This is a genomic window from uncultured Pseudoxanthomonas sp., from assembly GCF_947498795.1.
In the GTDB taxonomy this organism is placed as follows: domain Bacteria; phylum Pseudomonadota; class Gammaproteobacteria; order Xanthomonadales; family Xanthomonadaceae; genus Pseudoxanthomonas_A.
The window spans coordinates 317,859-340,651 of sequence record NZ_CANMLQ010000003.1 but is presented as its reverse complement, the minus strand read 5'-3'; the positions used below and the strand labels follow the sequence as shown (position 1 = coordinate 340,651).

Annotated in this window: 18 protein-coding genes and 2 pseudogenes; 12 read left to right on the top strand and 8 right to left on the bottom strand. The window is 66.7% G+C overall.

Annotation, left to right across the window (positions count from 1 at the left end; genetic code table 11):
* Positions 1 to 17: 17 nt before the first annotated feature.
* Positions 18 to 1,034 (bottom strand): sugar kinase, encoded by a 1,017-nt coding sequence (locus Q0907_RS10930; RefSeq protein WP_299344483.1) that lies wholly within the window; start codon positions 1,032 to 1,034, stop codon positions 18 to 20.
* 239 nt (positions 1,035 to 1,273) lie between these two features.
* Here Q0907_RS10930 and Q0907_RS10925 point away from each other — a divergent pair, with 239 nt between their 5' ends.
* Positions 1,274 to 4,051: a TonB-dependent receptor gene (locus Q0907_RS10925; protein WP_299344480.1), complete on the top strand. Its 2,778-nt coding sequence runs from the start codon at positions 1,274 to 1,276 to the stop codon at positions 4,049 to 4,051.
* Between the two features lie 305 nt (positions 4,052 to 4,356).
* Positions 4,357 to 7,275 (top strand): TonB-dependent receptor, encoded by a 2,919-nt coding sequence (locus Q0907_RS10920; RefSeq protein ID WP_299344477.1) that lies wholly within the window; start codon positions 4,357 to 4,359, stop codon positions 7,273 to 7,275.
* Positions 7,276 to 7,499: 224 nt separating this feature from the next.
* On the opposite strand, the gene Q0907_RS10915 is transcribed toward Q0907_RS10920, so the two are convergent.
* Entirely contained in the window at positions 7,500 to 8,849 is a 1,350-nt protein-coding gene (locus Q0907_RS10915; protein WP_299344474.1) for a hypothetical protein, read from the bottom strand.
* Positions 8,850 to 9,001: 152 nt separating this feature from the next.
* On the opposite strand from Q0907_RS10915, the gene Q0907_RS10910 reads away from it, so the two are divergent.
* From Q0907_RS10910 to Q0907_RS10865, 10 genes and pseudogenes are all read left to right on the top strand, one after another.
* Complete coding sequence (locus Q0907_RS10910; protein ID WP_299344471.1) at positions 9,002 to 9,859, top strand: 2-keto-4-pentenoate hydratase; 858 nt, start codon at positions 9,002 to 9,004, stop codon at positions 9,857 to 9,859.
* On the top strand, positions 9,856 to 10,851 hold the full coding sequence (locus Q0907_RS10905) for a TRAP transporter substrate-binding protein (RefSeq protein WP_299344468.1): 996 nt from the start codon (positions 9,856 to 9,858) through the stop codon (positions 10,849 to 10,851). Before Q0907_RS10910 ends, Q0907_RS10905 begins: the two co-directional genes overlap by 4 nt.
* A gap of 9 nt (positions 10,852 to 10,860) precedes the next feature.
* A complete protein-coding gene (locus Q0907_RS10900) occupies positions 10,861 to 11,379 on the top strand; it encodes a TRAP transporter small permease (RefSeq protein WP_296279344.1) in 519 nt (172 codons plus the stop codon).
* A gap of 3 nt (positions 11,380 to 11,382) precedes the next feature.
* A complete protein-coding gene (locus Q0907_RS10895) occupies positions 11,383 to 12,666 on the top strand; it encodes a TRAP transporter large permease (RefSeq protein ID WP_299344465.1) in 1,284 nt (427 codons plus the stop codon).
* Entirely contained in the window at positions 12,663 to 13,799 is a 1,137-nt protein-coding gene (gene pelA / locus Q0907_RS10890; RefSeq protein WP_299344462.1) for a pectate lyase, read from the top strand. Before Q0907_RS10895 ends, pelA begins: the two co-directional genes overlap by 4 nt.
* A 95-nt stretch (positions 13,800 to 13,894) precedes the next feature.
* Positions 13,895 to 15,400 (top strand): annotated as a pseudogene (locus tag Q0907_RS10885) (family 43 glycosylhydrolase); the annotation flags it as partial.
* A 50-nt stretch (positions 15,401 to 15,450) separates the two neighbouring features.
* Entirely contained in the window at positions 15,451 to 16,506 is a 1,056-nt protein-coding gene (locus Q0907_RS10880; protein ID WP_296279341.1) for a LacI family DNA-binding transcriptional regulator, read from the top strand.
* Between the two features lie 129 nt (positions 16,507 to 16,635).
* A complete protein-coding gene (gene kduI / locus Q0907_RS10875; protein ID WP_299344459.1) occupies positions 16,636 to 17,484 on the top strand; it encodes a 5-dehydro-4-deoxy-D-glucuronate isomerase in 849 nt (282 codons plus the stop codon).
* Between the two features lie 116 nt (positions 17,485 to 17,600).
* Positions 17,601 to 18,359, top strand: a complete 759-nt coding sequence (gene kduD, locus Q0907_RS10870) for a 2-dehydro-3-deoxy-D-gluconate 5-dehydrogenase KduD (protein WP_299344456.1) — start codon at positions 17,601 to 17,603, stop codon at positions 18,357 to 18,359.
* 116 nt (positions 18,360 to 18,475) lie between these two features.
* Positions 18,476 to 19,597 carry a cupin domain-containing protein gene (locus Q0907_RS10865; RefSeq protein ID WP_299344454.1) on the top strand — a complete coding sequence of 374 codons (1,122 nt, stop codon included), beginning with the start codon at positions 18,476 to 18,478 and terminating at the stop codon, positions 19,595 to 19,597.
* A gap of 58 nt (positions 19,598 to 19,655) precedes the next feature.
* Here Q0907_RS10865 and Q0907_RS10860 read toward each other — a convergent pair whose 3' ends face one another.
* The 6 genes and pseudogenes from Q0907_RS10860 to Q0907_RS10835 form a co-directional block, all read right to left on the bottom strand.
* Positions 19,656 to 20,126 carry a hypothetical protein gene (locus tag Q0907_RS10860; protein WP_299344451.1) on the bottom strand — a complete coding sequence of 157 codons (471 nt, stop codon included), beginning with the start codon at positions 20,124 to 20,126 and terminating at the stop codon, positions 19,656 to 19,658.
* 44 nt (positions 20,127 to 20,170) lie between these two features.
* A complete protein-coding gene (locus Q0907_RS10855) occupies positions 20,171 to 20,893 on the bottom strand; it encodes an HAD family hydrolase (protein WP_299344448.1) in 723 nt (240 codons plus the stop codon).
* Positions 20,894 to 21,021: 128 nt separating this feature from the next.
* Positions 21,022 to 21,315, bottom strand: a complete 294-nt coding sequence (locus Q0907_RS10850; protein ID WP_296279335.1) for a hypothetical protein — start codon at positions 21,313 to 21,315, stop codon at positions 21,022 to 21,024.
* 69 nt (positions 21,316 to 21,384) lie between these two features.
* Positions 21,385 to 21,543 (bottom strand): annotated as a pseudogene (locus tag Q0907_RS10845) (calcium-binding protein); the annotation flags it as partial.
* Between the two features lie 228 nt (positions 21,544 to 21,771).
* Positions 21,772 to 22,143, bottom strand: coding sequence for an EF-hand domain-containing protein (locus Q0907_RS10840; protein ID WP_299344445.1), 372 nt, complete (start codon positions 22,141 to 22,143; stop codon positions 21,772 to 21,774).
* A gap of 204 nt (positions 22,144 to 22,347) precedes the next feature.
* Positions 22,348 to 22,743 (bottom strand): hypothetical protein, encoded by a 396-nt coding sequence (locus tag Q0907_RS10835; RefSeq protein ID WP_299344443.1) that lies wholly within the window; start codon positions 22,741 to 22,743, stop codon positions 22,348 to 22,350.
* Between the last annotated feature and the right edge of the window lie 50 nt (positions 22,744 to 22,793).

Genomic DNA, 22,793 nt, shown 5'->3' with positions numbered 1-22,793 from the left:
CTTGCGGCCGGACGCGATCAGCGTTTGACGTCCAGGCTGTTCTCGCCGAGGAATGCCTGTACGTCGTTCGCGGCGACGAGATTGAAGTCGCCCGGCAGCGAGTGCTTCAGGCATGCCGCCGCCACGCCGAAGTGCAATGCGTCGGCGGGCGCCATGCCGGCAAGGCCGCCGTGCAGGACGCCGGCCGCGAACGCATCGCCGGTGCCGATGCGATCCACGATGGGAGTCACTTCGTAGGACGGCGTCGTCAGCAGGCTGCCGTCGCGCAGGGCCGTGATGCCGGACAGCGCGTGATGGTCCACGCTGCGTTGCACGCGGATCGTCGCCGCCATCTGCCGGAGGTGCGGGAACGCCTTGAAGGCCGCAGCGGCTCCGGCCGCGAAGCGCTCCTGCGGCGTCGCCTGCGGGAAGTCCAGGCCGAGGACGACCTCCAGGTCGCGATGACTGGCGAACAGGATGTCGGCCCCGGACATCAGGCCGCGCAGGATCGTCGGTGCATCGCCGCCCCACGCGTCCCAGAGCTTGGGCCGGAAATTGCCGTCGAACGACACGTTCACACCCGCGGCGCGCGCGGCGTCGATCGCCACGCGGACGCCGTCCGCCGCCTGCTGGCCAAGCGCAGGCGTGACGCCGGAGACATGCAGCCAGTCCACACCCGACAGCAGCGCAGGCCAGTCGTGCGTGCCGCCACCTGCGCGCGCGAAGGCCGAATCGGCGCGGTCGTAGAGCACTTCGCTCGGTCGCTGGATCGCACCCGTCGTCAGGAAATACAGGCCCATGCGTCCTGCGACCTGCTGCACCGCGCGCGTGTCGACGCGGTGCCGGCGCAGCTCGCCCAGCGCGGCCTCACCCAGTGCGTTGTCCGCGACCAGGCCGACCATGCGCGCGTCGTGGCCGAAGCGCGCAAGCGAGACCGCGACGTTCGCCTCCGCGCCACCGATGTGCACGTCGAGCACCGGCGACTGCAGCAATGCCTGGCGGTCAGGCGCGCCCAGTCGCAGCAACAGCTCCCCGAAACAGACGATCTTGCCCATGACCCCACTCCTCCCGTGATGGTGGCGCACCAGCCTCGCCTGTCATCCGCGACTTGTCCACGGGACAAGGAAAAACGCGCGGAGACGGCAGTTGTTGTTGCAGCGCACACTCTGTTAGCGTTGTTTTTGACCAGCGGTGTCATTTTACCAGCTGGCAGGATTCGTAAGGGAATAAACCGCAGTTTTTGCCATCAAAACAGTCGCTCCACGCGGCCATGGTCCCTTGAGGAGGGGAGAACATGCCAGTTAGTCACCAGAACCGGAAGACACCGGTTACCTTGCTTGCCGTCTCGATCGGCCTGGCGTTGCAGATGAGTGCGGCGGCGCATGCCCAGGAGACCGCGCAATCGGCCGACTCCGGTCAGTCCGCGCCTGCCGAGAGCGTCGACACCCTCGACACCGTCAGCGTCACCGGGTATCGCGCCAGCGTCGAGAAAGCCCTCGACATCAAGCGCGGCGAAGCCGGCGTGGTCGATGCGATCGTCGCCGAGGACATCGGCAAGTTCCCGGATCTCAACCTGGCCGAATCGCTGCAGCGCATCCCCGGCGTGGTCATCACCCGCGATGCCGGCGAGGGCCGCAACATCTCGGTACGCGGCCTGGGCCCCGACTTCACCCGCGTGCGCATCAACGGCATGGAGGCATTGACCACGGTCGGTTCCACCGACCAGAACGGCGGCTCCAACCGCGGACGCGGTTTCGACTTCAACGTGTTCGCCTCCGACCTGTTTTCGCAGCTGATCGTGCGCAAGACCGCACAGGCGGATGTGGAAGAAGGCTCGCTCGGCGCCACCGTCGACCTGCGCACCGCGCGCCCGTTCGACTACGACGGGTTCACGCTGGTCGCCAGCGGCCAGGCCAGCTATGCCGACATGGGCAGCACGACCGACCCGCGCCTGGCGGGCCTGATCGCCAATACCTGGGCCGACGGCAAGTTCGGCGCACTGCTGTCGGTCGCCTACTCCGAGCGGCAGGCACTGGAAGAGGGCAGCGGCAGCGGACGCTGGGCCGGCGGCACCAGCAACAACGGCTTCAATCCCGCCTCGCCCTACACGCCGGCCCTTGCCGCCAACACCTACCATCCGCGCTTTCCCCGCTACACGCTGATGGAGCACGACCAGAAGCGCACCGGCGTGACGGCATCGCTGCAGTTCAAGCCGACCGACCGCACCCAGTTCGCCTTCGATGCGCTGTATTCGAAGATCGATGCGGTGCGCGACGAGAAATACATCGAAGCCATCTCGTTCAGCCGCGGCGCCTCGCAGGGCGGCAAGCCGCAGACCATCGTGCGCGAAGGCGCGATCGAGAACGGCGCACTGGTCTACGGCCTGTTCGACGACGTGGACATCCGCTCCGAGAGCCGCCACGACGAGTGGAACACGGTCTTCACGCAGCTGGGACTGGAAGGCGAGCACGAGTTCACGGACAACTTCAAGATCTCCGGGAAGCTGGGCACGTCGAAATCGGAACACGAGAATCCGATCCAGACGACCATCATCATGGACAAGTTGAACGTCGACAACTACAGCTACGACTATCGCGGCAATCCGTACAAGCCGGTGATCGACTACGGCATCAGCCCGACCGACCCCAACGGCTGGACCCTGGCCGAGATCCGCATCCGTCCGCAGTACGTCGAGAACGATTTCGACGTCGCCCAGCTGGATTTCAACTGGAACATCAGCGCGGGCTTCCGCCTGAAGGGCGGCGTGCAGGCCAAGGACTACAGCTTCTCCACGCGCGAACTGCGTCGTTCGACGGAAGCACTGACCGGCGTGCCGATGTTCACCGACGGCACCCGCATCGTGCCCGCCGACCTGACCGAACAGGCCAGCCTGAGCGGCGTGAGCGGATCGCCGGGCACGTGGGTGATCCCCGACTACCAGGGCATCGCCGACTTCTACGACATCTACAGCAATACCGGGCCGTTCACCCTCAACGAGCGCGCGGTGAACACGCGCAGCGTCGAGGAGAAAGATCGTGGTGTCTACCTGATGGGCGAATTCTCCGCCGATCTTGGCGCGATTCCGGTGTCCGGCAACGTCGGCGTGCGTTACGTGCGTACCAAGCAGTCTTCCACGGGCATCGCGACAGCCAGCGGCACGCCGGTCGCCACGACGGTCTCCCGCGAATACAGCGACACCCTGCCGTCGATGAACCTGGTGGCCGAGATCACGCCTGACTTCCTGATCCGGCTGGGCGCCGCCAAGGTGATGACGCGTCCCGGCCTGGGCAGCCTGACGCCGGGCGTGACCGTCAACGTCAGCGGTGGTGCGCGCACCGTCAGCGGCGGCAATCCGAACCTGGATCCCATCCGCGCCAAGACGGTCGATCTCGGTTTCGAGTGGTATTTCAACGAAGGCGCGATGCTGGGCCTGGGGCTGTTCTACAAGGACATCGAAAGCTTCATCCAGACCACGCGCGTCGTGCAGCCGTACTCGTCGAGCGGCCTGCCCGCCAGCCTGTTGGACGGCACCGGCGCCGGTGTCAACGACGACTTCGTCTTCAGTGTTCCGCTCAACACCCCCGGCGGCGAACTGACCGGTTTCGAAGCCAACTACACGCAGCCCTTCACTTTCCTGCCGGGCAAGTTCGGCAATCTCGGCGTGCAGTTGAACTACACCTACGTCGATTCGCAGATCCAGTACCTGACGTCGACCGGTGCCAACTCGTTCAAGACCGATCTGACCGGCCTGTCCAAGCACGCGTGGAACGCGACGCTCTACTACGAAGGCGAACGCTTCTCCGGTCGTGTCTCGGCGACGAATCGCGACGACTTCCTGCTGCAGGTCCCGGCCACCGAAGCGGGCTTCGACGTGCACGGGCAGACCGGCACCACCACGGTCGACGCGTCCGTGCGCTGGAAGATCAACGACAAGCTGGAACTCAGCCTGGAAGGCATCAACCTGACCGACGAACCGCAGGAGTCGTGGGTGGCGAACTCGGGTGGCCAGCTCCCGCTGGACTACAGCGAAACCGGCCGCCAGTACCTGCTGGGCCTGCGATACAAGTTCTGATGCATTGACGGTCCCGCACCTCCCCCACGGGGTGCACCTGAAGCCCGGCCGCCTCTCCCGGCCGGGCTTTTTTGTGTCCGTGACCGGGCGCTTCCGATGAGGGGGCCGCCCGTTGACAACACCATTGTCTCGGGACATTTTCCCATTCGAATCAACTACTTGTTGTTGCGGCGCACTCTCTGATAGCGTCCTTGACCAGCGGTGTCATTCTGCATGCGCCGTACTGGAATGATTGGGGAATTCCACGTCGCCGCAGCCCGGCGACCTATCGATACGCCACGGGCCGCCCTTGGGAGGGGGATGTCATGAACCACTATCAGAATCGCCGGAAGACACCGGTTACCGCACTCGCGTTCTCGATCGCCGTCGCCCTGCACGCGCCTGCCTTCGCGCAGTCGCAGGACACGTCGGCCACCACAACGCCTGCCCCTACCGAACTCGACCGCATCGAGGTGGTGGGCACGTTCCGCGCCAGCCTGGAGAAGGCGCTGGAGGAAAAACGCTACAGCGCCGAACAGATCGACGCCGTGGTCGCCGAAGACATCGGCAAGTTCCCGGATCTCAACCTCGCCGAAGCGCTGCAGCGCATTCCCGGCGTGGCGATCGACCGCGACGCCGGTGAAGGCCGCTCGATCACCGTGCGCGGCCTGGGCCAGGATTTCACCCGCGTGCGCATCAACGGACTGGAGGCGCTGGCGACCACCGGCGGCACCGACAGCTCGGGTGGCGCCAACCGCGGCCGCGGCTTCGACTTCAATGTGTTCGCATCGGAGCTCTTCAGCAAACTGACGGTACGCAAGACGCAATCGGCGCAGGTGGACGAAGGCTCGCTCGGCGCCACCGTCGACCTGCGCGGCGCGCGTCCGTTCGACTACGACGGTTTCACCAGTACCGTGACCACCCAGATGGGCTACAACGACCTGTCGAAACAGTGGGATCCGCGCTTCTCCGCGCTGATCAGCAACACGTGGGCCGACGGTAGGTTCGGCGCGCTGCTCTCCGCCGCGTACAGCGAGCGCAACCTGTTGGAGGAAGGCTACAGCGCGGTACGCTGGGACAACGGCGCCTCGTCCAACGGCTTCTGCAGCCCGGTCGGCTACGCTCCGCAGAACAACACCAACAACAGCGGGCGCGGTACCACGGCCCTGAATTGCTCCACCGGCAATCCACGCCCGGCCAATACGCAGGCCAACAACGATGCCTACCGCCTGGCGTCCGCGACCACCACCTTTCATCCGCGCCTGCCCCGGTATGGTCGGCTGACGCACGAGCAGGAACGTCTCGGCGTCACGGCCGCGCTGCAGTTCAAGCCCAGCGACCGTACCCTGCTGAGCTTCGACGCGCTGTACTCGAAGCTGGATGCCACGCGCCAGGAGGATTTCCTGGAAACGATCTCCTTCAGCCGCTCGAACTCGCAGGGCGGCAAGTACGAAACGCACGTGCTGCAGGCCGAGGTCGATGATCGCGGCAACCTGGTCTATGGCGTGTTCGACAATGTCGACGTCCGGTCGGAGTCGCGGTTCGATGAGCTCTCCACCGAATTCAGCCAGTACAGCCTGAGCCTGGAACAGGACGTCACCGACCGGCTGACGCTGAATGCGATGGTCGGCACCTCGACCTCCGAGTTCCGGAATCCCGTGCAGACCACGGTGACCTTCGACATCCAGAACCTCGATGGCTACAGCTGGGACTACCGGGGCAACAGCCGCCTGCCGGTGATCACGTACGGCAGCCTGGACGTGACCAGCCCGTCGGCCTGGCGCTGGATCAGCAGCCCCGCCGCCAATACCACCGGCTCGGAAATCCGCATCCGGCCGCAGGGGGTCGACAACACCTTCGACACCGGCAAGCTGGATCTGGATTTCGCGATCAACGAGACCTTCACGCTGCGGGGCGGCGTGTCGTACAAGAAGTTCCAGATGGACACATGGGAGTTCCGCCGCGCGAGCGAGACGTCGGTGCCCGCACTGCCGGCCGGCACCACCCTGGCGGACCTGTCCACCCTGGTCACCGGCTTCGGCCGCGGACTCGACGGCCGCGGGCCGAGCGCGTGGCTCATTCCGGATCTCGGCGCGATCGCCAGCCTGTTCGACATCTACTGCAACTGCAACACCGGCCTGCCCGGCGGCGACTTCACCCTCAGCAGCATCACCAACGGCAACGCGCGCGGGAACAACCGTAGCATCGGCGAGGAGGACTGGGGCAGCTACCTGCAACTGGACTTCAACACCGATCTTGCCGGGCGTCCGCTGCGCGGCAACGTCGGTCTTCGCTATGCCACCACGGACATCGATGCCAGCGGCTATACGTCGGTCGGCGGCGGTAGTCCGGTCACCGTCAGCAACGACTACAAGGACTGGCTGCCCTCGTTCAACGTCGCGTGGGACGTCACCGACGAGCTCGTGCTGCGGTTCGGTGCCGCCAAGGTGATGGCGCGTCCGCAACTGGGCAACCTGTCGCCCGGCGCCGGCGTCACCACGACCGGCACGCCGAACATCCGCGTGGGCAATCCGTACCTGGACCCGTTCCGCGCCAAGACCTACGACTTCAGCGCGGAATGGTACTTCGCCGAGGACTCGGTGCTTTCGCTGGCGCTGTTCTACAAGGATATCGAGACCTACATCCAGGAGCTGCGCGAGAACATCGCCTATCGCGATACCGGCCTGCCGCTGGAATGGGTGCCCTCGACGTTCTGGGACGTCCAGTTCGACGTGCGCACGCCGATCAACACGCCTGGCGGTCCGTTGAAAGGCTTCGAACTGAACTACCAGCAGCCGTTCACCTTCCTGCCGGGCGGCTTCCGTCACTTCGGCGTGCTACTCAACTATACGCACGTCGAATCGGACATCGACTACGCCGTGCCCGGATCGTTCCCGGTGACCTACATCGCCAACGACCTGGTCAACCTGTCGCCCGATTCGTACAACGCGACGCTGTACTACGACAACGACACGTTCAGTGCCCGCGTGTCGACCTCGTTCCGGGACGACTACCTGCAGCGCGTGCCGGGCCAGAACAACAACGACGTGGAAGGCAAGCGCAGCGCGCGCAGCGTGGACGTGTCGATGTCGTACAAGTGGAACAAGCAGTTCACGCTCACCTTCGAAGGGCTCAACCTGACGGACGAGTTCAACGACCAGTACGTGGATTCCGTGGGCGATCGCGCCTCGGTCTACCACCACACGGGCCGGCAGTACTACGTGGGCGCACGGTTCAACTTCTGAGTCCCGCCGGCGGGCATCCCGCAGGACGTCCGCCGCACGGTCCAACGGCCCCGCCACGGGCTCGCTCATGCGGGAACGCGCGAGCGCACCAGTGCCGCGGCCGCGCATCCGCCGACGATCCTCTCTTGACCTCACGCCCGCCATGCATGCCAGCCGGAAAGCAGAAGGCCCGCCGATGGGCGGTCCTGTCCGAACGTTGCCGGCCTGCGCCGGCAGCGTTCGCCTCAGCGCAGCGGCTCTCCGCGTGGATAACGGCCGGACACCGGCTCCATCGTGTCGAGATTCCATTCGCTCTCGACGAAGGGCTTGCGCGCTTCCTTGTACTGGGGATAGCCGCCCACCTGCTCCTGGCTGTCGATGATCTCGCCGCGCCCCTCGATGACATCGGCCACGATGCGACGGTCGATCAGGTCGCGGTTCCAGGGCGTGGCGCCCACCGTTTCGATCACCGCATCCTGCACCTTGGCGGATGGCAGCAGCGCGACGCCGAACGGCAGCGCCGGTGCGCTCTTCAGGCGGTTGAGCTTGACCGGCGCGGTGGTATAGCTGCCGGTCTCCTGGATGCTCGTGTTGCCCACGCGGTCGACGATGAGGTTGTCCTGCGCATACAGGTCGAGGTCGCCGGAACCACCGATCATCAGGAAAGCCAGCGGTTCGGTCGACCTGCCGGCGCGCATGACGTTGCCGCGCACCACCATCTCGCCCTTCGAGTACGCATGACCCAGCCATTCTTCGGCGATCAGGTTGTAGTGGATCGCACGCTGGCCCGGGTTGTAGATGAGGTTGTTGATCACCTGGCCGCGCGCACCGCCCTTGAACAGCGGGCTGCGTTCGTAGTTGTGCGCGTACAGGTTGCCCACGATCAGCACGTCGTTCACGTGGTCGTGGATCAGCGACCCCTTGGAGTGCTCGCCCTTCGGATGGGTGGCGTGTGCGAGTCCCTCACCGATGATGTTGTTGCTGTAGGTGATGCGGCGCGACGCGTTGGCCATCCACTCCGCCTCGTTCTCGCCGTGGAAGCGGGTGCTGGAAGCGCTGAGGTTCTCGTCCGTCGCCCAGGTCAGCGAACAATGGTCAACGATCACGTCGTGCGCCCCACGCACCGTGGTGATGGCGTCGATGTCGCCGGAACGCTTCGGCTTGCCGCCGTCGCCCGGCCGGATGCGCAGATGGCGGATCACCACGTCATGGGCGGCGATGGTCAGGCCACCCTTGATGAGGGTCACGCCGGGGTGCGGCGCGGTCTGGCCGGCAATGGTCAGGAACGGCTCGTCGATGCGCAGTTCCTTCATGCCGAGATCGATCACGCCGCCGACCTCGAACACCACGATGCGCGGACCCTTCCCGATCACCGCTTCCTTGAACGAGCCGGGGCCGTCCGCGGCCAGCGTGGTGACACGGACGATCCTGCCACCGCGCCCTCCCGGCGTGTGTGCCGCCGCGCCCTGTGCGCCGGGAAAGGCGACGCTCGTGGCGTCGGCCGCCAGCAGCGGTGGCGCGGCCAGCAGCATCAGCATCGCGGCCAGACCGCAGGTCAGTCCGCGGGCCCGCGCGGGGAAACGGATATGAAGCATTGGCTCCCTCCCAGGAGTGGATCGACGCATCGTGGCATCGGGATGGGTTTTTGCGGCAGTGCACATTGTCAATGACACCGGTTTACCATATACAGGCCATCAACCTGCACTGTCACTCGGCAGTGCAACAAAACGCAGCGGGGAGAACCCACTTGAGCAACGACCAGAATGCCCTCGCCGACGCGCGCGCCGCGGCGCCCGCACTGGCCGCCATCGCGGACAGTTTCGTCGGCGCGCGCCGCCAGGGCAGGGCTTTGCCGGGCTTTCCCGGCGATATCCCCGACGACCTCGTTACCGCCTACCGCGTACAGGATCTGGCGATCGCGCAATGGCCGGACCGGGTGGTCGGATGGAAGGTCGGATTCATCGCGCCCGAGCGCCGCGATGCGTCCGGCGACGAGCGCCTGCTGGGGCCAATCTTCGCCAAACAGCTGCAGATGACCACCGGTAGTCAATCGGTCTTCGAGGTGTTCGAGGGCGGGTTCGGCGCGGTCGAAGCCGAGTACGTGCTGCGACTGGACGCGGATGCGCCAGCGGGCAAGCTCGACTGGACGCCTGAAGAGGCCGCCGCCGTGCCATCGACGCTGTTCACCGGCATGGAAGTCGCCAGCAGTCCGCTGGCGACGATCAATCAGCTGGGTCCGCGTGTCGTCGTGTCCGACTTCGGCAACAACAATGGCCTGGTGATGGGCGTCGAGATCCCGGACTGGGCCCATCGCAGCGATGCCTCGCTGGCGTGCACCACCTCGATCGACGGCCGGCAGGTCGGACAGGGGGGCGCGACCACGCTGCCCGGCGGGCTGCGTGCCGCCTTCGCGTTCGCGCTCTCGCGTTCGGCGCGCCGCGGCCGCCCGCTGAAAGCCGGCGACCTGATCGCCACCGGCAACGCCACCGGCATCCACGACATCCTGCCGGGCCAGCGGGCGTGCATCGCGTTCGACGGTCATGGCAGCATCGACGGCGTGGCCACGGCCGCGACCGCGAAGGACGAGGGAGACTGGCGCGCATGATGAACCGTCGTCGTTTCCTGGGCGCCGGCCTGGGCGTGGCGGCCGCGCTGCCGATGGCAGGCGGCCGGGCATTCGCCGACGAGGGACGCCGCGTGCTCACCGCTACCGACGTGCACGTGAAGGACTATCCCACCGTCCAGGCCGTGCGCTGGATCGGCGAGACCCTCGCCAGGGAAACCGGTGGCCGGGTGACCCTGCGCCAGTACCACTCAGGCCAGCTGGGCCGCGAATCCGAAGCCATCGACATGGCGCGGTTCGGCGCCATCGACATGACGCGCGTGTATGCCGGCGCGCTGAACAATGCCTTCCCGTTGACCCAGGCGCTCTGCTTGCCGTACGTCTTCGATTCGGTCCCGCACATGCGGCGGGCGATGGACGAGGGCGTGGGCCAGGCGGTGCTGGACGGTTTCGCACAGCGCGGCCTGGTCGGCCTGGCGATCTACGATTCGGGCGCGCGGTGCTTCTACAACACCAAGCATGCCATCCGCGCGCCGGCCGACCTGCATGGCCTAAAGATCCGCGTACCGGTGTCCGACATCTTCATCCGCATGCTGCGCCTGTTCGGCGCCAATCCCACTCCGCTGTCGCTGGGCGAAGTGTTCTCGGGGCTGGAGACGCGCATGATCGACGGCGCGGAAAACAACATCCGCAGCTTCCACTCCAGCCGGCATTTCGAAGCCGCGCGCTACTGGTCGCAGACCAACCACTCGTACGCGCCCGACGTGCTGCTGGTCTCGCAGCGGACGCTGGACAGCCTCCAGCGGCGCGACCGCGACCTCCTGATCGACACCGCGCGCCAGTCCGTCGGCGTGATGCGCACGCTTTGGGACGCATCGGAAGCGGAAGCGCGCGGCGCCGTCTTCGCGGCCGGGGTCGAGCGCAACGACGCGGACCTGGCCGCTTTCGCACGGGCATCGCAGCCCCTGCTCTCCGAATACCGCAGGGATCCGGCGATCGACACGCTCTACCGCCGCATCCGCGACCTGGCCTGAGGATCGACGATGTCAGAAGAAACCACGCTCCTTCCCGCCACTCCGGTACAGCGCGGCATGGACCTGCTGTCCGATGCTGCCATCGCCATCGCCGTCGCCGCCCTGCTGGGGCTGGTGGTCGTGCAAGGCTGGCAGGTCATCGCGCGTTACGTCATCAACGATTCGCCCAGCTGGACCGAACCGGTCACCGTGCTGCTGCTGACCACCGCCATGAGCCTGGGAGCCGCGGCTGGCGTGCACACCCAGCGACATTTCGGTTTCTTCCTGTTGGCCGATGCAGTCGGTCCGCGCCTGAAGAAGGTGCTGCATGCCATCTCGCCCCTGGTGATCGCGGCCATTGGTGGCGTGATGGCGTACTGGGGCGCGGTGCTGCTGTTCGACGGCCTGGACATCCGCATCGCCGGCGCGCCGATGCCGCAGAGCATCGGCTACCTGCCGCTGTCGGTCGGCGGGACGTTGATGGTGGTGTTCGCCCTGTACCGCCTGTTCCTGGTGCTGCGTGCGCCGCTGACCGACGAGGCCCGCTGACCGATGGCGATCACCCTGCTGTTTTCCCTCTTCGCGATCCTACTGCTGATCGGCGTACCGGTCGCGTACGCGCTGGCCGCTGCGTCGCTGGCCACCCTGCTCTACCTCGACCTGCGCAGCATCGTGCTGGTGCAGCAGATCTCATCGGGCACGGGCTCCGCATCGCTGATCGCCATTCCGCTTTTCATCTTCGCCGGCGAGATCATGCTTCGCGGCGGCATTTCCGAGCGCCTCATCAGCCTGGCGGCCTCACTGGTGGGACGTCTGCGTGGTGGCCTCGGCCAGGTCAGCATCCTGTCGTCGCTGTTCTTCGGCGGCGTATCCGGCTCGGCGATTGCCGACGTATCGGCCGTCGGCGGCACGATGATTCCGCAGATGGTCAAGCGGGGCTATGACCGTGATTTCGCCGTCAACGTCAGCATCACCGCCGCCCTGGTGGCGCTGCTGGTGCCGCCGTCGCACAACCTCATCCTGTTCTCGGCGGCCGCGGGCGGTGGCCTGTCGATCGCCGACCTGTTCGCCGCGGGCATCGTGCCGGCATTGCTGATGACGGTCGTGCTGATGTTCACCGGCTGGGCGGTCGCCTGCAGGCGCGGCTATGGCACCGAGCCCTTCCCCGGCATGCGCGCAGTGATGCTGCGGCTGGTGGCCGCGCTGCCCGGTCTCGGCCTGGTGGGACTGATCTTTTTCGGCATCCGCGCCGGCATTTTCACGGCGGTGGAGAGCGCCGCGATCGCGGTCGTCTACGCACTGCTGGTCACCAGCGTGCTGTACCGTCAGCTGTCGATGAAGGAATTCTTCGCCACGGTGACGCATGCGGCACGCACCACCGGCGTGATCCTGTTCGTGATCGCGACGGCCGCCGTCTTCGGCTGGCTGCTCGCCTATCTGCAGGTTCCGGCCGCTGCGGTCGATGCGCTGCAGTCGATCGCACACAGCAAGTACACCGTGCTGCTGCTGATCGTGCTGGTGCTGCTGGTGCTGGGCACGTTCATGGACCTGGCTCCCATGATCCTCATCTGCACGCCGATCTTCCTGCCCGTCGCACGCGCGTACGGCATCGATCCGATCCACTTCGGACTGGTGCTGGTGCTGACGGGCGGCATCGGCCTGGTGACGCCGCCGGTGGGATCCGTGCTGTTCATCGGTACGGCCATCGGCAAGATCACCATCGCGCAGAGCATGCGCACGATCTGGCCGTTCTGGCTGGCCGGCTTGGCGGTGCTGCTGGTGGTGGCGCTGTTCCCCGAGCTCTCGCTATGGTTGCCGCGGGCGTTGAAGGGATGATCGCGGTGCGTGCCCTGGCTATCTCGTTGCTGATCGCATCCTCGTCCGCGATGGCCGCGCCGTCGGATGACGCGCCTTCGCTCGTCGGCTTCGAGGACGCCATCCACCACTGGCGCAACGTGCATGGCGATGCGTACCCGCGCTATCTGCCGGAGGACGTTGCGAAGGTCGCCGACAACATCCTGCGCTACCAGCGCGTGGACGGCGGCTGGATCGAAAACCAGGATCCGGCGAGGATCCTGGACGATGCCGAGAAAGCGCGTTTCGATGCGGAGGCACACAAATCCGGCGGCAGTTTCGATAACCGCAACATCTACACGCAGGTGGACTACCTCGCCACGGCGTACGCGATCACCGGCGACGTACGCTATCGCGACGGCAGCCTGAAGGGCTTGCAGTTCACCCTGGCGCAACAGATCCCCTCGTGCGGGGGCTGGCCGCACACGGTGCCGGCCACGCAGTCCTACCACCCCCACATCACCATCGCCGACGACGTCACCGCCGGTGTGCTCGGCACGCTACGCAAGGTGGTGTCGGACACGCGCCGCTACGCCTTCGTCGATGCCGCGCTGCGCGCCCGCGTCCAGTCCGCCGTCGACGCGGGCGACGCCTGCCTGCTCCGGCTGCAGATCAGGCAGGGCGACGCGCTTGCGGGCTGGGCGGGCCAGTACGACGCGCAGACGCTGGCGCCCGCGCAGGGACGCAAGTTCGAACTGCCTTCGATCACCGGGCAGGAAACCGTCGGCGTGGTGCGCTACCTGATGTCGATTCCCGACCCGTCGCCCGACGTGGTGAAGGCGGTCGACGGCGCGGTCGCGTGGCTGCGCCGGGTGGAAATCACGGGGTTGCGCATCGAGACATTCGAGGCGCCCACCGAGCAGTTCCAGTACCACAGCAGTACGAAGGACCGCCGGCTGGTGGCCGATCCGACGGCTTCCGGCCTGTGGGCGCGCTTCTACGACGTGAAGGACAACAGCGCCGTCCTCGCGACACGTGACAGCCAACGCGTCGCGCGCTACGAGGACATCCCACGCGAGCGTCGCACCGGTTACGAGTGGTACGGCAGCTGGCCGAAGCGGCTGCTGTCGAAGGAATACCCGCAATGGAAGGCGTCGCACCCGGCGACGCCCTGAGGAAGCTCCGCATGCCGTTGATCAGGCTCATCGCCGTCGCACTGTCCTTTTGTTTCGCTTTCGAGGCAATGGCCGCGGACACCACACCTCCCGCCTGGAAGCGCGGCCTCGAGCATCAGCGCCAGGCCGACCTCGGCGACGGCACGTTCCTCAATCCGGTGCTGGCGGGCGATCGACCCGATCCCTCGGTGCTCAAGGACGGCGACGACTACTACCTCACGCTGTCGTCGTTCACGGCGTATCCGGGCCTGCCGGTGTGGCATTCGCGCGACCTGATCAACTGGCAGCCCATCGGCCATGCGATCACGAAGAACGTCGGCTCGATCTGGGCGCCGGACCTGGTCAAGCACCAGGGCCGCTACTACATCTACTTTCCCGCGCGCGTGGGCGGTACCGAGTCACCCCGGCGCAGCAACTTCGTCGTGTGGGCCGACGACATCCGCGGGCCGTGGAGCGAACCGATCGACATCGGCCTGCCCGGGCATATCGACCCCGGCCACGCGGTGGGCGAAGACGGCAAGCGCTACCTGTTCCTCAGCGGCGGCGACTATGTGCAGTTGGCCGACGACGGTCTGAGCACCGTCGGCGCGGTGAAGCATGTCTACGACGGTTGGCGGTATCCCGAATCCTGGGATGTCGAAGGCTATGCGCAGGAAGGCCCGAAGATCACCTTCCGCAACGGCTGGTACTACATGGTCACGGCCGTCGGCGGAACGGCGGGGCCGCCCACGGGACACATGGTGATCGTCGCGCGTTCGCGCTCGATCCATGGCCCGTGGGTGAACGCACCCAACAACCCCGTGGTGCGCACGACCTCGCGCGACCAGTACTGGTGGTCGCGCGGCCATGCGACGCTGGTCGAGGATGCCGCGGGCCAGTGGTGGATGATCTACCACGGTTACGAACACGACTTCTGGACGCTGGGCCGGCAGGCACTGCTCGATCCGATCGAGTGGACGGAGGACGGCTGGTTCGTCGCCAAGGGCGGCGACTTGAGCCAGCCGCTGCGCAAACCCGCGGGCCAGGCGCTGTCGCCGCACGCGATGGCGCTGTCGGACGACTTCCGCAGCGGCAAGCTCGGCCCGCAGTGGGCCTTCTACGACCCGGCGCCGGACGAGTCCCGTCGACTCACTTTCGGCGATGGCGTGATGACGCTGGAGGGCAAGGGTACCGCGCCGCGCGACAGCTCACCGCTGGGCATCATCGCAGGCGACCTTGCCTACCAGTTCGAGGTAGAGATGGACGTCGAGCCCGGCGCGCAGGGTGGCGCGGTGCTGTTCTACAACGACCGCCTGTACGCCGGCGTGGGCAGCAACGGGGAACAGTTCGTGATGCACCGTTACGGGCTGGAGCGCCCCGGCAAGCTGGCCCCGAGCACCAAGGGCGGCAAGCTCTGGCTACGGGTCACCCACAACCGCCATGTCCTCACCCTCCATACCAGCACGAACGGCAAGACCTGGACCAAGTACCCCGTGCAGATGGAGGTCTCCGGCTACCACCACAACGTGGCCGGGGGCTTCCTCGCCCTGAAGCCATCGCTGTACGCCGCTGGCCAGGGCAAGGTGCGTTTCCGTAATTTCCGCTATCGCGCGCTGGACTGACCCCCAGCCGCTAGAATCCCCTCGACCGACGACCGGACCCGCACCGCCCCATGCCCGCGCGCAAGAAGCCCGAAAGCCCCGCCGCCCTGCCCACCGGTGGCAAGGCCGCCACCATCAACGACATCGCGCGTCTGTCCGGCGTCTCCAAGAAAACCGTGTCGCGGATCATCAACCACTCGCCGCTGGTGCGTAAGGACACGCGCGAAAAGGTCGAAGCGCTGATGCGCGAGGTCGGCTACTCGCCGGATCCGATGGCACGCGGGCTGGCGTTCCGGCGCTCGTTCCTGATCGGCATGGTCTACGACAACCCGACCGCGCAGTACATCGTCAACATGCAGTACGGCGCGCTGGACGCGCTGCGCGATTCGGGCTTCGAACTGGTCGTGCACCCCTGCGACAGCCGCAGCCCGGGTTACATCGACGGCGTGCGACGCTTCGTGCAGCAGCAGAAGCTGCATGGCGTGATGCTGGTGCCGCGCGCGTCTGAAGACCAAGCGCTGGCGGACATGCTGGCGGAGATCGGCTGCCGCTATTCGCGCATCGCCTCGGTCTCGATGGACGAGCCGTCGCGCATGGTGGTCACCCATGACCGCGACGGCGCCGCCGAAGCTGCCGAGTACCTGTTGTCGCTGGGCCATACCGACATCGCGCTGATCACCGGCCCAAGTGCCTATCGCTCCTCGATCGAACGCACCGATGGCTTCGTGCAGGCGCTCGCGAAGCGTGGCCTGGATCTGCCGAAGTCGCGCATCATCGAGGCCGGCTACACGTTCGAGTCCGGCGTGGTCGCGGCCGAGAAGCTGCTGTCCGGAAAGAACCGCCCCACCGCCATCTTCACCGGCAACGACGAAATGGCGGCCGGCGTCTACAAGGTCGCCATGCGCGCCGGCATCAGCATCCCGCGCCAGCTGTCGGTGGTCGGCTTCGACGACAGCCCGCTGGCCTCGCGCCTGTGGCCCTCGCTGACCTCGGTGCGCCGCAACACCCGCGACACCGGCCGCACCGCGGCCGCCATGCTGATCCAGCCGGAAGGCACGCCCGTGCTCGCCGCCGCCAGCATCCGCCCGCACCTGATCATCCGGGACTCGTCCCAGCCCCCCGAATAATCCGCCCGGTGCGGCTGCGACACCCCTGCCGCACCGCAAAATGACACCGGTTACCAAAGCCCGTAGAATCGGCCCACGACCTACCCGACGCCCTGTTCCACACGCGTCCGCATCCACGGAGTTCCGCCCATGTTCTGCAAGACCTACCACGCCACCCACCCGGACATGATGGACGGCGCGAGCAACGACCAGCTGCGCGACCGCTACCTGATCGGCAACCTGTTCGTCGCCGACACGGTGCAGCTGAACTACTCGCACAACGAGCGCTTCGTGATCGGTGGCGCTGCACCGGTGTCGCAGAAGGTCGACCTGCCGCGCCAGACCGAGCCCGCGTCGGCGGCCGGCAAGCCGTTCCTTGAGCGCCGCGAGCTGGGCGTCATCAACGTTGGTGGGGGCGCCGGCAAGGTCACCGTCGACGGCACCACCTACGCGCTGGGCCCGAAGGATGGCCTGTACGTGGCCATGGGCTGCACGGACGTGGCGTTCGAATCCGACGACGCGTCGAACCCCGCCAAGTTCTACCTGACCTCGACGCCGGCGCATGCGCGCTTCGAGACCAAGCAGCTCTCGATCAAGGATGCCGTCGCGCTCGAGCGCGGAGCGCTGGAGACGAGCAACGAGCGCACGATCTACCAGTTCATCGTGCCGGCGACCTGCCAGTCGTCGCAGCTGCTGCTGGGCCTGACCGTGCTGAAGACCGGCAGCGTGTGGAACACCATGCCGCCGCACCTGCACGACCGCCGCAGCGAGGTCTATTTCTACTTCGACCTGGCCGACAACGACCGCGTCTACCACTTCATGGGCGAACCGGACGCGCAGCGCCACATCGTCGTGCAGAACGACGAGGCCGTCGTGTCGCCGCCGTGGTCGATCCACATGGGGTCGGGCACCAGCAACTACGCCTTCATCTGGGCGATGGGCGGCGAGAACCTGGACTACACCGACATGCACGTGCTGGACATCTGCCAGCTGAAGTGACGGGCGTCCCGTAGAGCCGAGCTTGCTCGGCTGAACCACCATCCGAAGCCGATGCATCAAGCGCAGCGGAGCAAGCTCCGCTCTACCAGAAGCGCACCACACCGAGGGAATCCACGATGGCAAGCAATCCGTTCAGTCTCGAAGGCAAGATCGCGCTGGTCACCGGCGCCAACACCGGCCTGGGCCAGGGCATCGCCGTGGCATTGGCCGAAGCCGGTGCCGACATCGCCGCTGCCGGCATCGTCGAAGCCGCCGAGACCGGCGAGAAGGTGCGCGCCCTGGGCCGTCGTTTCCTCAACCTGGAGGCGAACCTGATCAGCATCGATCCGGTGGAACGCCTGGTGAGGGAAACCGTCGAGGGCCTCGGCGGCCTCGATATCCTCGTCAACAACGCTGGCCTGATCCGCCGCGCCGACGCGGTGGACTTCAGCGAGAAGGACTGGGACGACGTGATGAACGTCAACATCAAGTCCGCGTTCTTCATGTCGCAGGCCGCCGGTCGCCACTTCATCGCACAGGGCAGCGGCAAGATCATCAACATCGCCTCGATGCTGTCGTTCCAGGGCGGCATCCGCGTGCCGTCGTACACGGCCAGCAAGTCGGGCATCGCCGGCATCACACGCCTGCTCGCCAACGAGTGGGGCGCCAAGGGCATCAACATCAACGCCATCGCGCCAGGTTACATGGCCACCGACAACACCGCGCAGCTGCGTGCGGACGAAGACCGCAACAAGGCGATCCTCGACCGCATCCCGGCCGGGCGTTGGGGCGAACCCTCCGACCTGGGGGGCGCGGCGGTGTTCCTGTCCTCGCGTGCATCGGACTACGTCAACGGCGCGGTCATCCCCGTCGATGGCGGTTGGCTGGCGCGCTGACGCAGCGCGCATCTGCAAGGGATCCTGTGGGAGCGTCGCCAGTCGCGAAGCAGGCATCCCGATGCGTCATCGCGACTGACGTCGCTCCCACAAGGGACGGCGCGAGGAGAACATCGATGTTGCGTCGACTTGTCATCCTGACGATCTTCCTTTGCTGCGCACCCGGGCACGCCGCATCCCCACGCCAGGTCTTCATCGCAGGCGACTCCACGGCCAGCGCCTATGGCCCGGAACGCGCACCGCGCGAGGGGTGGGGACAGCAGTTGCAGGGCTTCCTCGACCCGAAGGCATTCGTCGTGCGCAACCATGCGCAGAGCGGGCGCAGCGCGCGCAGCTTCATCGCCGAAGGCTGGTTCGACGGCATGGCGAAGGACGTGCGCAAGGGCGACGTGCTGCTGATCCAGTTCGGCCACAACGACGAGAAGATCGAAGACCCCACCCGCTACAACGAGCCGCAGCGCGCGTTCCCGGAGTGGCTGATGCGCTACGTCGACCTCGCGCGTGCGAAAGGCGCCACGCCCATCCTGGTGACGCCGGTGGCGCGCAGGAAATTCGATCGCGGCCAACTGCTCGATACGCATGGCCTGTACGCACAGGCCGTGCGCGACCTGGCGCAGCGGGAGCGCATCGGCCTGATCGACCTGACCACCCTGAGCATGGACTGGCTTCGAGCGGCCGGCGACGAAGCGAGCAAGGCCTACTTCATGCACGTGCCGGCGCAGGACCAGCAGGACGACACCCACTTCCAGCAGCGCGGCGCGGTGATGGTGGCGTGCCTGGTGGTGGGAGGCTGGAAGCAGGTCGATCCCGCGCTCGCTGCGCACGTGACCCGCGATACGGATTGCGGCGCACCCGCGACCGCGCTGGCCGACCGCAAGGCGCAGCCGAACCCGTCGCTCATCGTGCGCGCGCGCGACATCGCCGTGGAGCAGCCGGGACCGCACGGCGGCGCGGGAACCACCACGGCGTATCCCTTCTTCCGCGACGCGCCCGCGCTCGGCTTCGAGTTCCGCAGGCGCGTGCTGCACAAGGGTGCCGGCATCGGCCTGCACCAGCACCACAAGGACGAGATCTATTACGTGCTCAGCGGGCGCGGCGTGTACGAGCTGGATGGCGTCGCGCGGGCAGTGGAGGCCGGCGACGCGATGCTGACCCGACCTGGCAGCACCCACGCGATCCGCCAGGACGGCGGGGAAGACCTGGTGCTTCTGATCATGTACGGGAAGAAGCAGGAGTGAGGAGAGAAATGAGGCGCGGGTAAAGGCGGGCTCCCGCTCACGCCTCACTTCTCTCCACTCACTTCTCGCTCGCGGGCGCCGGACGGTCCCAGCGGCGGTAGGACGCATCCAGGGCGCTGCGCAACCGGCGATACGGCGCGCTGCCGGGTTCTGCCTGCAGGCGGGCCGCGACGGCCTGCCAGCCGCCTTCATGGTCGCGCGACCACTCGCGCACGACGGCACGACAGGGTTGCCCCACGATCTGCGCCAGCGCGCAGGCCATGAAGATGTCCCCGGCTGTCCAATCGGGCTGTTGTTGCATCGCTTCGACATAGGCGCGCGGGACAGCGTAGTAGCGCGCCATCTCGTCCGCGAACGCTGCCGGATAGCGGCTGGCGTACTCGTTGATGTCTGCCAGGTGACGGTCGACCGACGCATCGCCACTGGCAGGCGTGTAAGCGTCGGGCGCCGCATCCTGCGCGACCGTCGGCGCGACGGATGCCCATGCGAGCGAGCACAGCAGAACCGGGGTCAGCAGCATGCGTTTCATCACCACACCATTGTGCCCCACCCTACGGCTGGCCACCCGCCGGATCATGCCTCCGGCGTCGCTTCGATCCGGGCCACGGCCGCCGCCAGCCCGCTGGCATCCTCCACCACGTGCAGGCGCGGCGCGTCCGCAGCGACCCCATGCTCGGCCTCCAGCGCCCAGGTGACGTGGTAGGGCATGTGGATGCCCCACCCCCCGAGGCCCAGGACCGGTTCGATGTCCGATCGCAGCGAATTGCCGACCATCGCGAAGCCGGACGGCATGACATCGAGTTCGCGGAGGACGCGCGCGTAGGTCGCTTCGTCCTTCTCCGAGACCACCTCGATGCGGTGGAACAGGTCGGCCAGGCCCGACTGCGCGATCTTGGCTTCCTGGTGGAACAGGTCGCCCTTGGTGATCAGGACGATCTCGTGGTCGGCCGCGATCCGCTCGACCGCGTCGCGGATGCCCGGCAGGAGGTCCACCGGGTGCTGCAGCGTGGCGCGTCCGATCTCGATGACGCGATGCAGGTCGCGCGCGCTGATGCGTTCTCCTGTGACCTGGATGGCGGTCTCCAGCATCGACAGCGTCATGCCCTTTACGCCGTAGCCGAAAATCTTCAGGTTGCGGCGCTCGACCTCCAGCAATTGCCGGTGCATGCCGGCATCGGCCAGGTCGACGTAATGTCCGAGGATCGCTTCGAAATCGGCTTCGGCCTGCCGGTAGTAGTCCTCGCTCCTCCACAGCGTGTCGTCACCATCGAAACCGACCCAGCGGATGCTTGCCATCGTCTGCCCGTCCTTCACCTTCCACGAAGGCCGCGAAGGATAGCAGTCGCGCCGCGCAAGCCCATGAAAACGGCCGCCTGCAGGAGGCGGCCGTCGTGTCATCGATGAAGTACTGGCGGATGCCGCACTCAGCCGCCGGACGTCGCGGGCGGAGCAGTGCCATCGGCCGGCGGCGGGGTGGTTTCCGGCGCGTTCGGATTGGCGGGGGGCGGCAGGGTCGGATCGGTCGGCGGAGTAGCGGGGTCGGTCGGCGCCGGCGCGGGCGGCGTCATGTTGTCCGTCGGCGGCGCCGTCTCCACGGGCTCGGGAGCACTGGGCGGCGGCGTGTCTTCCGGTTTGGGACCACAGGCGGTCATCAGGCCGGCGCTGGCCAGTGCCAAGCCGAGACCCAGGGTCAATCGTCGCGGGGAATTCAGTTTCATGGCGTTTCCTCCATGCGGTGGTTCTGGGAGAGGGGTGCCTCAGGGCGTGCCTTGGGCATGTATCGCGTATTCGTCGGGGCTCAAACGGCCATCCGCATCCTTGTCGAGGGTGCCGAAGGCCTGGGCGAGCGGTGGATCGACCGCAGCCTCGTCCTTGCTGATGGCGCCGTCGGCATTCTGGTCGAGTTCGTCAAAGGGTCGGGGTGCGGGCGCAGGGGTCGAAGCGGCCTGCGTCGGAGTCTTGTCGGCACGGTCCGACGCGTCCTGTGCGTGCACCGACGGAGCGGCAGACAACAGAAGTGTCAACGCCATCGCCACCCCGGCGACGCCTGCAGTCGATTTCATGCTTTCCTCCTTGCGGAACGTGGCTCCGGAAAAGCGAGGGGCGGCCCGAAGGCCGCCCCTCGATGAGGTTGCGCCGGTGCGCTGCGCGGCATTACCGGCTGTTGCGATGACTTACTTCTGCTGGTCGCCGTAGTTCTTGCTCACGAACGCCTTGTACTCGTCGGCGGTCAGCGAGCCATCCGTGTTGGCGTCGGCCTGGTCGAACACCTGGCTCAGGCCCGGATTCGCGCCAGCTTCTTCCTTGCTGATGTTGCCGTCGCCATTGGTGTCGACGTCAGCCCAACCCTGCTTGGCCTGCGTGGCGCCCGCCTCGGTGCTCTGGGTCGGGGTGGTCGCCGAACCCGCGGCCTGCTCTGAGCTCTGCTCGGTCTGCTGCGCCTGTGCGGCGTCGTCGGTCTTTTCCTGCGCGAATGCCAGCGGCATGGCCAGCGCGGCGCTCAGGGCGACCAGGGCGATCAGCGGCTTGCGGTTGTTATTCGTCATGTCAGTGCTCCGTTCTGTGGGAGTGCGTCCGATTGCGCACGGCCCCACCTTGCCGCCGTTGTTCTGAACGAAATTTGCGTCGCGAAATGAACGTGCACGCGTGCTTAACCACGCCGGCGGCGGCTTCGACTAAACCGGTGTTAGGCACACGTGAGCGCGATGTCAGGGCGGCATCCAATCCGTGATGCGGCACCCTGTTTGGCGTTACGCATCCGTTTTTTCGTCGGCAGCCTGCGCGCTCGCGCTTTCGATTTTCTTGCTGAACCAATGCCAACCCAGCACGACACCCGTTAGCGCACCCGCGATTTCCAGTACCACGCGCGTGCCGAGCCCGTCCGGATCGTGGATGCCCTGCAGCGCAATGCGCGCATACAGCGGCGACTCGAGCCGCGCGATGCCGAGGTAGAACATGTTCCAGACGTCCACGCCTGCGCCGATCACCACGGCCGACAGGCACGACCAGCCGATCGCATGACCCATCGACCCGTGCAGGCGGGCACAGAGCGCATTCCAGAACAGGAAGCACAGCACGCCGATGAGCAGCGCGATCGCCCCCGCTTCGACTGCGCCCAGGACGCCGTAGTGGAGCGGCAGGTTCATCCGGGGCGACCGGGGATGGCAGGCAGTACGACGGCACGCATGGAGGATTC

Coding starts and splice junctions, on each gene's coding strand:
- Q0907_RS10930 (WP_299344483.1), bottom strand. CDS start 1,034: ATGGGCAAGATCGTCTGTTTCGGGGAGCTGTTGCTGCGACTGGGCGCG.
- Q0907_RS10925 (WP_299344480.1), top strand. CDS start 1,274: ATGCCAGTTAGTCACCAGAACCGGAAGACACCGGTTACCTTGCTTGCC.
- Q0907_RS10920 (WP_299344477.1), top strand. CDS start 4,357: ATGAACCACTATCAGAATCGCCGGAAGACACCGGTTACCGCACTCGCG.
- Q0907_RS10915 (WP_299344474.1), bottom strand. CDS start 8,849: ATGCTTCATATCCGTTTCCCCGCGCGGGCCCGCGGACTGACCTGCGGT.
- Q0907_RS10905 (WP_299344468.1), top strand. CDS start 9,856: ATGATGAACCGTCGTCGTTTCCTGGGCGCCGGCCTGGGCGTGGCGGCC.
- Q0907_RS10900 (WP_296279344.1), top strand. CDS start 10,861: ATGTCAGAAGAAACCACGCTCCTTCCCGCCACTCCGGTACAGCGCGGC.
- Q0907_RS10895 (WP_299344465.1), top strand. CDS start 11,383: ATGGCGATCACCCTGCTGTTTTCCCTCTTCGCGATCCTACTGCTGATC.
- pelA (WP_299344462.1), top strand. CDS start 12,663: ATGATCGCGGTGCGTGCCCTGGCTATCTCGTTGCTGATCGCATCCTCG.
- Q0907_RS10880 (WP_296279341.1), top strand. CDS start 15,451: ATGCCCGCGCGCAAGAAGCCCGAAAGCCCCGCCGCCCTGCCCACCGGT.
- kduI (WP_299344459.1), top strand. CDS start 16,636: ATGTTCTGCAAGACCTACCACGCCACCCACCCGGACATGATGGACGGC.
- kduD (WP_299344456.1), top strand. CDS start 17,601: ATGGCAAGCAATCCGTTCAGTCTCGAAGGCAAGATCGCGCTGGTCACC.
- Q0907_RS10865 (WP_299344454.1), top strand. CDS start 18,476: ATGTTGCGTCGACTTGTCATCCTGACGATCTTCCTTTGCTGCGCACCC.
- Q0907_RS10860 (WP_299344451.1), bottom strand. CDS start 20,126: ATGAAACGCATGCTGCTGACCCCGGTTCTGCTGTGCTCGCTCGCATGG.
- Q0907_RS10855 (WP_299344448.1), bottom strand. CDS start 20,893: ATGGCAAGCATCCGCTGGGTCGGTTTCGATGGTGACGACACGCTGTGG.
- Q0907_RS10850 (WP_296279335.1), bottom strand. CDS start 21,315: ATGAAACTGAATTCCCCGCGACGATTGACCCTGGGTCTCGGCTTGGCA.
- Q0907_RS10840 (WP_299344445.1), bottom strand. CDS start 22,143: ATGACGAATAACAACCGCAAGCCGCTGATCGCCCTGGTCGCCCTGAGC.
- Q0907_RS10835 (WP_299344443.1), bottom strand. CDS start 22,743: ATGAACCTGCCGCTCCACTACGGCGTCCTGGGCGCAGTCGAAGCGGGG.